The following is an 11,308-nucleotide window of genomic DNA, read 5'->3' as shown; positions in this document are numbered from 1 at the left end:
CTTGCTCTCATCTGGGCCGGTTGACTTCAAAACTTGAAGCAATAACCTCGAAAACGTTGCCTTTACCTTCAGTTCAAGGGCTTGCCCACCCCCCGGCAGCGAGGCCGGCGGCCCGAGGAGTACACGTGACCAGCGCAGCGCAGGTACCCAAGTCAGGAGCCCGGCAGGCTCATCCCGAACACCTCGGGCACGTCATCTTCATCGCGGCGGCGGCCGCGATGGGCGGCTTCCTCTTCGGCTACGACAGTGCCGTGATCAACGGCGCCGTCGAAGCCATCCGGGACCGCTACGACATCGGCTCCGCGGCCCTCGCGCAGGTGATCGCCATCGCGCTGATCGGCTGCGCGATCGGCGCCGCCACGGCGGGCCGGATCGCCGACCGCATAGGCCGCATCCGTTGTATGCAGATCGCGGCCATCCTCTTCATCGTCAGCGCCGTCGGCTCCGCACTGCCCTTCGCGCTGTACGACCTGGCCTTCTGGCGCATCGTCGGCGGCTTCGCCATCGGCATGGCCTCCGTGATCGGCCCCGCCTACATCGCCGAGGTCGCCCCCGCCGCGTACCGCGGACGCCTCGGCTCCTTCCAACAGGCCGCGATCGTCATCGGCATCGCCGTCTCACAGCTGGTCAACTGGGGCATCCTCAACGCCGCGGATGGCGACCAGCGCGGCACCCTGATGGGCCTGGAAGCCTGGCAGGTCATGCTCGGCGTGATGGTCATCCCCGCCGTCCTGTACGGACTGCTCTCCTTCGCGATCCCCGAGTCGCCCCGCTACCTCATCTCCGCCGGCAAGGAGACCCGCGCCCGCGAGGTGCTCGCCGAGGTCGAGGGCAAGGACATCGACCTGGACGCCCGCGTGCGGGAGATCGAGCACGCCATGAAGAGCGAGCACAAGTCGACCTTCAGGGACCTGCTCGGCGGCAGCTTCTTCTTCAAGCCGATCGTCTGGATCGGCATCGGGCTCTCCGTCTTCCAGCAGTTCGTCGGCATCAACGTCGCGTTCTACTACTCCTCGACGCTGTGGCAGTCGGTCGGCGTCGACCCGACGGAGTCGTTCTTCTACTCGTTCACGACGTCGATCATCAACATCGTCGGCACCGTGATCGCCATGATCTTCGTCGACCGCATCGGCCGCAGGCCCCTCGCGCTCATCGGCTCCGTCGGCATGGTCCTCGGTCTCGCCCTCGAAGCCTGGGCCTTCTCCTTCGACCTCGTCGACGGCAAGCTGCCGGCCACCCAGGGCTGGGTCGCACTCATCGCCGCCCACGTCTTCGTGCTCTTCTTCGCCCTCTCCTGGGGCGTGGTCGTCTGGGTCTTCCTCGGCGAGATGTTCCCGAACAAGATCCGCGCCGCCGCCCTCGGCGTCGCCGCCTCCGCGCAGTGGATCGCCAACTGGGCCATCACCGCGAGCTTCCCGTCCCTGGCCGACTGGAACCTCTCCCTGACGTACGTGATCTACACCGTCTTCGCCGCGCTCTCCATCCCCTTCGTGCTCAAGTTCGTCACGGAGACCAAGGGCAAGGCGCTGGAGGAGATGGGATAGCCCTGCGACAGGCACCCGAACTCGAGGAGACGGGCCAAGTCCCCGCTGCCCCTCTCCTCGTCCCGTAAGGCGTACTGCCCCGGCTCAGCCCTCCGCGGCCTTGAGCCGGGGCAGTACGTTCTCGCCCGGCTCAGCCCTCCGCGGCCTTGAGCCGGGGCAGTACGTTCTCGCAGAACAAATGCATGCTGCGCCAGCCCTCGTCGACCGGCATCCCGCCGGACAGGGGATGCAGTACGTAGTTCTCGAGGCCCTGGGCCAGGCACTCGTCCGGCGTCACGATCCGGTACACACCCTCCGCGCGCAGCTCGTCGACCGTCGTCGCCCCCGACTTCACCGCAGAACGGATGTCGCCGGACTGCCAGGACGCGTATGTCCGCGCCTCGTGCAGGAAGTGCTCGCCGTGCTCCGCCCACACCCGGTCCGGATCCTCGGCGAGGTGCAGCAGCGGCGTCTCGGCCGGAGGCATCATCGTCCAGCCCTCCGTGCCGTACTCGACGAGACGCTCCTTGTAGTACGCCTCCAGCTCCGGCAGATGCGCGCTCGGGAAGAACGGCAGCCCGAGCCGGGCGGCACGCCGGGCCGCCGCCTGCGAGGAGCCGCCGACCAGCAGCAGCGGATGCGGCCGGGTGTACGGGCGCGGGGTGATCCGGACCGTACGGCCGCGGTACTCGAACTCCTCGCCTGTCCACGCCTTGAGCAGCGTCTCCAGCAGCTCGTCCTGGAGCTTGCCGCGCCGCTTCCACTCGACGTCGAAGATCGCGTACTCCTCGGGGCGGTAACCGATGCCCGCGACCGTCACCAGCCGGCCGCCACTGATCAGATCGAGTACGGCCATCTCCTCGGCCAGCCGCAACGGATCGTGCAGCGGGCCGATGATCGCCGAGACCGTGACCGCGATCCGCCGGGTGGCGCCGAAGACCGCGCCGGCGAAGGTGAAGGGGGAGGGCAGCCAGTTGTTGGCGGCGCCGTGGTGCTCCTCGGTCTGGACGGTGCTCATCCCGCGGTCGTCGGCGTACTTGGCCATCTCCAGGGCGGCCTGGTAGCGGGCGCTGAGGGATTCGCTCGTCGCGTCGGGCTCCACCAGGTTGAAACGTACGACCGTCACGGGCATGGCGGGTCCTCCTTCGGGCGGGGTGCCGGAGAAGGGGGACGGTAGCTGACGGGGCGTCAGACGGCCAGAGTCGTGACAGCGGGGTCACGCCCTGGAGACACCTCGCGCAGCCTGGCGGCGCGCGTCCGTGAGCGGAGAAAGACGGTGGCTGGAGGGTCGCGCATACTGGGGGCGTTATGGAAATCGTCATCCTTCTTGTAGTCATCGCCGTAGTCGTGATCGGTGCGCTCGGCGGGCTCGTCGTCGGCAGCCGCCGACGGAAGCAGCCGCCCCCGCCGCCTCCCACCACGCCCGACATCACCGCCCCTCCGGCCGAGCCGCACGTCGGCGACGAGGCCGAGACGCCGCGCGAGGAACCGCGCCGCACGATCGAGGAGGTGGATCTTCCGGACGCCTCGGGGGCCGTCGCCGTCGAGGAACGTCCGGCCGCACCCGAGATCGAGATCCCGGAGCCGGCCGCGGGGCGCCTGGTGCGTCTGCGCGCCCGGCTCTCCCGTTCGCAGAACGCGCTCGGCAAGGGGCTGCTCACGCTCCTCTCGCGCGAGCACCTGGACGACGACACCTGGGAGGAGATCGAGGACACGCTGCTCACGGCCGATGTCGGCGTGCAGCCCACCCAGGAGCTGGTCGAGGGGCTGCGTGAGCGTGTGAAGGTGCTCGGCACCCGCACGCCCGAGGAGCTGCGCGGCCTGCTGCGCGAGGAGCTGCTCAAGCTGGTCGGCACCGATATGGACCGCACCGTGAAGACGGAGCCCGAGGCCAGCAAGCCCGGCATCGTGATGGTCGTCGGCGTCAACGGCACCGGCAAGACCACCACCACCGGCAAGCTTGCCCGCGTCCTCGTCGCGGACGGCCGCACCGTTGTCCTGGGTGCCGCCGACACCTTCCGTGCCGCCGCCGCCGATCAGCTTCAGACCTGGGGCGAGCGGGTCGGGGCGTACACCGTGCGCGGGCCCGAGGCCGGCGATCCCGCCTCCGTGGCCTTCGACGCGGTCAAGGAGGGCAAGGAGATGGGCACGGACGTCGTGCTCATCGACACCGCGGGGCGCCTGCACACCAAGACCGGCCTGATGGACGAGCTCGGCAAGGTCAAGCGCGTGGTCGAGAAGCAGGCGCCGCTCGACGAGATCCTGCTGGTCCTGGACGCCACCACCGGTCAGAACGGCCTCGTCCAGGCCCGCGTCTTCGCCGAGGTCGTCGACATCACCGGCATCGTTCTGACGAAGCTCGACGGCACGGCCAAGGGCGGCATCGTCATCGCGGTGCAGCGTGAGCTGGGGGTTCCGGTCAAGCTCGTCGGCCTGGGGGAGGGCGCGGACGACTTGGCGCCGTTCGAGCCGGAGGCTTTTGTTGACGCTCTTATCGGAGACTGAGACCAGGTACGGAAATCCGTATGTGGTTGGAGAAGCGCCCGTCCCAAGGTGCAGTTGGGTCGGGCGCTTCGCTATGTGCGGCTACGCCCGCGACCGGTGCGCCACGTAAGCCAGCGTCCCCAGCAGCAGGCGAGCGGCGGGCGGCTTCGTCGCCGAGTCGAGGGCGGGGGAGCGGAGCCAGCGGACCGGGCCGAGGCCGGCGCGGTCGGAGGGCGGGGCCGTGATGTACGTACCGGGGCCGAGGCCGTGCAGGTCGAGGCTAGCGTCGTCCCAGTCCCAGCCCATGCGGTAGAGGAGCTCGGGCAGTTCGGCCGCTGTGCCGGGGGCGACGAAGAAGTGGGCGCGGCCGTCCGGGGTCGCCGTCACGGGGCCCAGCGGGAGGCCCATCCGTTCGAGACGGATCAGTGCGCGGCGTCCGGCGGGTTCGGCGACCTCGATCACGTCGAAGGCGCGTCCCACCGGGAGCATCATGGCGGCGCCGGGGAAGTCGGCCCAGGCCTCGGTCGCCTGGTCGAGGGTGGCACCGGCCGGGATGATGGGGGCGAAGTCCAGCGGGTGTGCGCCGGGTGCCGCGCAGTCGGCCCGGCCGCAGGAACAGGAACCCGCGGCCGCCCGGGCGCCTGGCACCACGTCCCAGCCCCACAGTCCGGTGAACTCGGCCACGGTGGTGCACTCCGGCGTACGGCCGCGGCGACGTGAGCCGGGCCTGATCTCGCGCATCCCACGGCTACCGCCGATCGTGAAGCCCATGCCCCCTCCAACAGGTTCAGCGCACCGATGGTTACGTGGCGGATTCGGAGCGTAACCCTGCGTTCCCGGCGCCGACTTGAGTCAAGCCGCGCCCGGAAGCGCTGCGGGTGGTGCGCTTGGCTTCGTGCGCCCCGGCGTGCTCCGTTCCGCCACTCCTGGCCGTCCTGTGTCAAGTGAATCGCGGACCGGCCACTGTGAGTTCATTCGAAGGGGTGGCGAATGGTGGCGTTTCCGCTTCCGCCATGGCCGGGGAGGTGATCGTAGGATTACTGTGTGTGCACGACTCCTGGGGACGCTCGCACTCGTGAGTATGCCGGAGGCAAGTCGGCTCTTCGTTCGACAGGTGAGAACCGCCGGACGGGCGACCGTATGTACCGGCAATCTGGTAGGGCTTGGCGCACACAGCGCAACAAGTGGTTTCAGAAATGGGGGCGTGCCAGTGGGCGGCAACGGCGGAAGCGGGACGAACGCCACGAACGCTGACAAGCGCCCCAATGAGCTGCTCGGCTCCTGGTTCGTGCGCAGCGGCTGGTCCAAGGGCGAGCTGGCGCGCCAAGTGAACCGCAGGGCCCGCCAGTTGGGCGCCAACCACATCTCCACGGACACCTCCCGCGTACGTCGCTGGCTGGACGGGGAGAACCCGCGCGAGCCGATCCCGCGCATCCTGTCCGAGCTGTTCTCCGAGCGCTTCGGCTGCGTCGTCGCCGTCGAGGACCTCGGCCTGCGCTCCGCCCACCAGTCACCGTCCGTGTCGGGCGTCGACCTGCCGTGGACCGCCCCGCAGACCGTCGCCCTGATCAGCGAGTTCTCCCGCAGCGACCTCATGCTGGCCCGCCGCGGCTTCCTCGGCACCTCGCTGGCCCTCTCCGCCGGCGCGTCACTGATCGAGCCCATGCAGCGCTGGCTGGTGCCCAGCCCCGCGAACCCCCGCCAAGAACCCGAGCCCCAGTCCGGCGTGCGCCGCGCCAGCCGGCTGTCCAAGCCCGAGCTCGATCTGCTGGAGACCACCACGGGCATGTTCCGGCAGTGGGACGCGCAGTGCGGCGGTGGCCTGCGCCGCAAGGCCGTCGTCGGCCAGCTGCACGAGGTGACGGACCTCCTCCAGGAACCCCAGCCCGAGGCCACCGCCAAGCGCCTGTTCAAGGTCGCCGCCGAGTTGGCCGAGCTGGCGGGCTGGATGAGCTACGACGTCGGGCTGCAGCCCACCGCGCAGAAGTACTTCGTCCTCGCCCTGCACGCCGCCAAGGAAGCCTCGGACAAGCCGCTCGGCTCGTACATCCTGTCCAGCATGAGCCGCCAGATGATCCACCTCGGGCGGCCCGACGACGCCCTGGAACTGATCCATCTCGCACAGTACGGAGGCCGCGACTGCGCGAGCCCTCGTACACAGTCCATGCTGTATGCGATGGAGGCCCGGGCGTACGCCAATATGGGCCAGCCCGGCAAGTGCAAGCGTGCCGTCCGGATGGCCGAGGACACCTTCGTAGACGCCGAGGATTTCGACGAGCCCGAGCCCGACTGGATCCGCTTCTTCAACGAGGCGGAGCTGCACGCCGAGAACTCCCACTCCTACCGCGACCTCGCCTATGTCGCGGGCCGCAGTCCCACCTACGCCTCGCTCGCCGAGCCCGTGATGCGCAAGGCCGTCGACCTCTTCGCGAAGGACACCGAGCACCAGCGTTCGTACGCACTCAACCTCATCGGGATGGCCACGGTGCACCTGCTGCAGCGCGAGCCCGAGCAGGGCGCGGAGCTCACCAGGAAGGCGCTCAGGGTCGCCAAGAAGGTCCGCTCCGAGCGGGTCAACACCCGTATTCGAAAGACCGTCGACACGGCCGTACGCGACTTCGGGGACCTCGCCGAAGTGGTCGATCTGACCGAGCAACTGGCCCTGGACCTGCCCGAGACCGCCGACGCGGTCTGACCCGCAAAGCCCCGGCCGCGGCCCGCCGTCCCTTACCGCCCGACTCGGCTCCCCACGCCAGGTCATCGGATGGCAGGCCGCGGTCGGCTGCCCGCCTTCGCCAGAAGGTTGCGCCACGATAACGATCGCGCGAGCGCACATCCGGCAGTTCATCAAGGCGTAACACGCGAGGGGTCTTCGTCACGGCGGCGAAACATCGAGGGGCTTCGACGGAAACGGCGCTGCGCCAATCTCATGGCGCATAACCGGCCCACCGCTCTGCCCGCTCAGGCTTCCCCCGCACGGGGCCGTACCAACGACGAGGAGACGCCGATGGCACCAGCCATCACCCTGGCCGCGGAATCGCTGTCCGCCGCCAACACCGGGTTCATGCTCATCTGTTCTGCCTTGGTGATGCTCATGACACCGGGCCTGGCCTTCTTCTACGGAGGCATGGTCCGCGTCAAGAGCACCCTCAACATGCTGATGATGAGCTTCATCAGCCTGGGGATCGTCACCATCCTGTGGGTGCTGTACGGCTTCTCCATGGCATTCGGCACCGACTCCGGCAGCATCATCGGCTGGTCGTCGGACTACGTCGGGCTCAGCGGCATCGGTCTGACGCAGCTCTGGGACGGCTACACGATCCCGATCTACGTCTTCGCCGTCTTCCAGCTGATGTTCGCCATCATCACGCCCGCCCTGATCAGCGGCGCGCTCGCGGACCGTGTGAAGTTCACGGCGTGGGCCCTGTTCGTCGCCCTGTGGGCCACGCTCGTCTACTTCCCGGTCGCGCACTGGGTCTGGGGCGCCGGCGGCTGGGCCTTCGAGCTCGGTGTGATCGACTTCGCCGGTGGTACTGCGGTCCACATCAACGCCGGTGCCGCCGCCCTCGGCGTCATCCTGGTCATCGGCAAGCGCGTCGGCTTCAAGAAGGACCCGATGCGCCCGCACAGCCTGCCGCTGGTCATGCTCGGCGCCGGTCTGCTGTGGTTCGGCTGGTTCGGATTCAACGCCGGCTCCTGGCTGGGCAACGATGACGGCGTCGGCGCGCTGATGTTCATCAACACGCAGGTCGCCACCGCTGCCGCCGTACTCGCCTGGCTCGCCTACGAGAAGATCCGCCACGGCGCGTTCACCACCCTCGGTGCCGCCTCCGGCGCGGTCGCCGGTCTGGTCGCGATCACCCCGGCCGGTGGCGCGGTCTCCCCGCTCGGCGCGATCGCCGTCGGTGCCATCGCCGGTGTGCTGTGCGCCATGGCGGTCGGCCTGAAGTACAAGCTCGGCTACGACGACTCCCTCGACGTCGTCGGCGTCCACCTCGTCGGCGGTGTCGCCGGCTCCCTGCTCATCGGCTTCTTCGCCACCGGCGGCGGCCAGTCCGACGTCGCGGGCCTCTTCTACGGCGGCGGCCTGGACCAGTTCTGGAAGCAGTGCGCCGGTGTCTTCGCGGTCCTCGCCTACTCCCTCGTGGCCTCCGCGGTCCTCGCCTTCCTGATCGACAAGACGATCGGGATGCGGGTCAGCGAGGATGACGAGGTCGCGGGCATCGACCAGGTCGAGCACGCCGAGACCGCATACGACTTCAGCGGCGCCGGCGGCGGCTCCGCTCGGAGCACCGCTCCGGCCCCGGCACCGACGGAGTCCAAGAAGGTGGACGCATGAAGCTCATCACCGCAGTCGTCAAGCCTCACCGGCTCGACGAGATCAAGGAAGCCCTCCAGGCCTTCGGAGTCCACGGCCTGACGGTCACCGAGGCCAGCGGTTACGGTCGTCAGCGGGGACACACCGAGGTCTACCGCGGTGCCGAGTACACCGTCGACCTGGTCCCCAAGATCCGTATCGAGGTGCTGGCCGAGGACGACGACGCCGAACAGCTGGTCGACGTCATCGTCAAGGCGGCCCGTACCGGCAAGATCGGTGACGGCAAGGTCTGGTCCATCCCGGTCGAGACGGCGGTCCGGGTCCGGACCGGCGAGCGCGGACCCGACGCGCTGTAAGAGAAGAAGAACAGGAGTCGCTGGGTGACGAGTACGGACGTACGTACGGAAGCAGAGGACTCGGGACCCAGCGGCTATGCGGCGGCCCGGCTGCGCCTCCTCCAGGAGGGGGCGCGGTCCGGGCCGCCGCGCCGTGCGGCCCTCGCGGAACTGACCGACGACTGGCTCACCGGTCTGTTCGACGCCGGAGCCGAAGGCTTGCGCGGCGTCTCCCTCGTCGCCGTCGGCGGCTACGGCCGCGGTGAACTCTCGCCACGCAGCGACCTCGACCTGCTGCTCCTGCACGACGGCAGCGCCGACGCGGACGCGGTCGCCGCCCTCGCCGACCGCATCTGGTACCCGGTATGGGATCTCGGCCTCGCCCTCGACCACTCCGTCCGTACGCCCGCCGAGGCGCGCAAGACCGCGGGCGACGACCTGAAGGTCCAGCTCGGCCTGCTCGACGCCCGCCATCTCGCCGGCGACCTCGGCCTGACCGCCGGACTGCGTACGGCCGTCCTCGCCGACTGGCGCAACCAGGCGCCCAAACGCCTCCCCGAACTCCAGGAGCTGTGCGCCGAACGGGCCGAGCGCCAGGGCGAGTTGCAGTACCTCCTCGAACCCGACCTCAAGGAAGCGCGCGGCGGACTCCGCGACGCCACCGCCCTGCGCGCCGTCGCCGCCTCCTGGCTCGCGGACGCCCCGCGCGAGGGCCTCGCCGACGCGCGCAAGCGGATACTCGACGTCCGCGACGCCCTGCACCTCGCCACCGGCCGCGCCACCGACCGGCTCTCGCTCCAGGAGCAGGACCAGGTCGCCGCCGAACTCGGCCTGCTGGACGCCGACACCCTGCTGCGCCAGGTGTACGAGGCTGCCCGCGTCATCTCGTACGCCAGTGACGTCACTTGGCGTGAAGTGGGGCGCGTACTCAAGTCACGCGCTGTACGCCCGCGCCTGCGCGCCATGTTGGGCGGCGGCAAGCCCGCCCCCGAGCGGTCCCCGCTGGCCGAGGGCGTCGTCGAGCAGGACGGCGAGGTCGTCCTCGCCCGCGCTGCCCGCCCCGACCGCGACCTAGTGCTGCCGCTGCGCGCCGCCGCCGCGGCCGCCCAGTCCGGGCTGCCGCTCTCGCTGCACGCCGTCCGCCGGATGGCCGCCGCGGCCCGCCCGCTCCCCACGCCTTGGCCCGCCGAGGCCCGCGAACAACTCGTCACCCTGCTCGGCTCCGGGCGCCCCACCGTCGATGTCTGGGAGGCGCTGGAGGCGGAGGGCCTGATCACCCAGCTGCTGCCCGACTGGGAGCGCGTACGCTGCCGTCCGCAGCGCAACGCCGTGCACATCTGGACCGTGGACCGGCACCTCATCGAGACCGCGGTCCAGGCCTCCGAGCTGACCCGCCGCGTCGGCCGCCCCGACCTCCTCCTGGTCTCCGCGCTGCTGCACGACATCGGCAAGGGCTGGCCCGGCGACCACTCCGTCGCCGGCGAGATCATCGCGCGCGACGTGGCCGCCCGGATCGGCTTCGACCGCGATGACGTGGCCGTGCTCTCCACCCTGGTACGCCACCACCTGCTGCTCATCGATACGGCCACCCGGCGCGACCTCGAAGACCCGGCCACCGTGCGCTCGGTCGCCGACGCGGTCGGCTCACAGGGCACGCTGGAACTGCTGCACGCCCTCACCGAGGCGGACGCGCTGGCCACCGGGCCCGCCGCCTGGTCCTCGTGGCGCGCTTCCCTGGTCGCCGACCTGGTCAAACGCGTCTCGGCCGTACTCGCCGGGGACGCTCCGGAGGAGCCGGAGAGCGCCGCGCCCACGGCCGAGCAGGAGCGGCTCGCCATCGAGGCGTTCCGCACCGGCAGCCCCGTACTGTCCCTGCGCGCCCAGACCGAGCCACCGGCCGAGGACCCCTCGGGCGAGCCCGAACCCCTCGGCGTGGAGCTGCTCATCGCGGTGCCGGACCAGCCCGGGGTGCTGCCCGCCGTGGCCGGAGTGCTCGCGATGCACCGGCTCACCGTGCGTACGGCGGAACTGCGCGCGCTGGATCTGCCGGACTCCGTCCAGGACTCCGAGGGCTCCCCGGGCTCCGACGGCTCGGTGCTGCTCCTCGACTGGCGCGTCGCCGCCGAGTACGGCTCGCTCCCGCAGGCCGCCCGGCTCCGCGCCGACCTCGTCCGCGCACTCGACGGCTCCCTGGACATCGCGGGGCGGCTCGCCGAACGGGACGCCGCGTATCCCCGGCGCCGGGGGATCATCGCGCCGCCGCCGCGGGTGACGGTCGCCTCGGTCGGCTCGCGGCGGGCCACGGTGATAGAGGTACGGGCCCATGACGCGCCTGGGCTGCTGCACCGCATCGGGCGGGCCCTGGAGGACGCGAATGTCCGCGTGCGCAGCGCCCACGTCAGCACGCTGGGCGCGAACGCGGTGGACGCCTTCTACGTGACGGGTCCCGAAGGGGCGCCCTTGCCGGGCGAGGAGGCGGCTTCGGTGGCTCGGTCGCTGGAGGAGACGTTGCGGGAGTGAGGGCGTGACCTAGGGGGTGCGTTTTACCGGGGTTTCCGTCCCTGCCCGCTGACTGCAGCGGGCAGGGACGATTCGCTTGCCGGGCCAGATACCCTGGAGGGCGACCCATACCCGTCACCGATGCGAGG

At 70.3% G+C, this 11,308-nt stretch carries 8 protein-coding genes; 6 read left to right on the top strand and 2 right to left on the bottom strand.

Going from position 1 to position 11,308, the window contains the following annotated elements; genetic code table 11:
* The first annotated feature begins 125 nt into the window (after nt 1-125).
* Nucleotides 126-1,544, top strand: a complete 1,419-nt coding sequence (locus tag ACQEVY_RS13230; RefSeq protein ID WP_432948048.1) for a sugar porter family MFS transporter — start codon at nt 126-128, stop codon at nt 1,542-1,544.
* A gap of 130 nt (nt 1,545-1,674) precedes the next feature.
* On the opposite strand, the gene ACQEVY_RS13225 is transcribed toward ACQEVY_RS13230, so the two are convergent.
* Nucleotides 1,675-2,655, bottom strand: a complete 981-nt coding sequence (locus ACQEVY_RS13225) for an LLM class flavin-dependent oxidoreductase (RefSeq protein WP_432948046.1) — start codon at nt 2,653-2,655, stop codon at nt 1,675-1,677.
* A 176-nt stretch (nt 2,656-2,831) separates the two neighbouring features.
* Between ACQEVY_RS13225 and ftsY the strand changes: the two genes are divergently transcribed.
* The gene (ftsY, locus tag ACQEVY_RS13220; protein WP_432948044.1) at nt 2,832-4,028 is read left to right on the top strand and encodes a signal recognition particle-docking protein FtsY; all 1,197 of its coding nucleotides are present in this window, start codon (nt 2,832-2,834) and stop codon (nt 4,026-4,028) included.
* An 81-nt stretch (nt 4,029-4,109) separates the two neighbouring features.
* Here the strand turns inward: ftsY and ACQEVY_RS13215 are convergent, their stop codons facing one another.
* Nucleotides 4,110-4,778: a bifunctional DNA primase/polymerase gene (locus ACQEVY_RS13215; protein ID WP_432948042.1), complete on the bottom strand. Its 669-nt coding sequence runs from the start codon at nt 4,776-4,778 to the stop codon at nt 4,110-4,112.
* Nucleotides 4,779-5,217: 439 nt separating this feature from the next.
* Between ACQEVY_RS13215 and nsdA the strand changes: the two genes are divergently transcribed.
* The 4 genes from nsdA (at nt 5,218) to ACQEVY_RS13195 (ending at nt 11,180) form a co-directional block, all read left to right on the top strand.
* Nucleotides 5,218-6,702, top strand: coding sequence for a transcriptional repressor NsdA (nsdA, locus tag ACQEVY_RS13210; RefSeq protein WP_432955197.1), 1,485 nt, complete (start codon nt 5,218-5,220; stop codon nt 6,700-6,702).
* 312 nt (nt 6,703-7,014) lie between these two features.
* Nucleotides 7,015-8,346 (top strand): ammonium transporter, encoded by a 1,332-nt coding sequence (locus ACQEVY_RS13205; RefSeq protein ID WP_432948040.1) that lies wholly within the window; start codon nt 7,015-7,017, stop codon nt 8,344-8,346.
* Entirely contained in the window at nt 8,343-8,681 is a 339-nt protein-coding gene (locus ACQEVY_RS13200; RefSeq protein WP_165263595.1) for a P-II family nitrogen regulator, read from the top strand. Before ACQEVY_RS13205 ends, ACQEVY_RS13200 begins: the two co-directional genes overlap by 4 nt.
* Before the next feature lie 24 nt (nt 8,682-8,705).
* Nucleotides 8,706-11,180 (top strand): [protein-PII] uridylyltransferase, encoded by a 2,475-nt coding sequence (locus ACQEVY_RS13195; protein ID WP_432948038.1) that lies wholly within the window; start codon nt 8,706-8,708, stop codon nt 11,178-11,180.
* Nucleotides 11,181-11,308 lie beyond the last annotated feature (128 nt).

This window comes from Streptomyces sp. CA-288835 (assembly GCF_050936385.1).
Taxonomy (GTDB): Bacteria; Actinomycetota; Actinomycetes; order Streptomycetales; family Streptomycetaceae; genus Streptomyces.
Note: the sequence above shows the minus strand (reverse complement) of the source record. Positions and strands in the feature narration are given on the sequence as shown.

What these genes read in the sequence shown, in the direction of transcription:
- ACQEVY_RS13225 (WP_432948046.1), bottom strand. Translation starts at nt 2,655, where the DNA reads ATGCCCGTGACGGTCGTACGTTTCAACCTGGTGGAGCCCGACGCGACG.
- ftsY (WP_432948044.1), top strand. Translation starts at nt 2,832, where the DNA reads ATGGAAATCGTCATCCTTCTTGTAGTCATCGCCGTAGTCGTGATCGGT.
- ACQEVY_RS13215 (WP_432948042.1), bottom strand. Translation starts at nt 4,778, where the DNA reads ATGGGCTTCACGATCGGCGGTAGCCGTGGGATGCGCGAGATCAGGCCC.
- ACQEVY_RS13205 (WP_432948040.1), top strand. Translation starts at nt 7,015, where the DNA reads ATGGCACCAGCCATCACCCTGGCCGCGGAATCGCTGTCCGCCGCCAAC.
- ACQEVY_RS13200 (WP_165263595.1), top strand. Translation starts at nt 8,343, where the DNA reads ATGAAGCTCATCACCGCAGTCGTCAAGCCTCACCGGCTCGACGAGATC.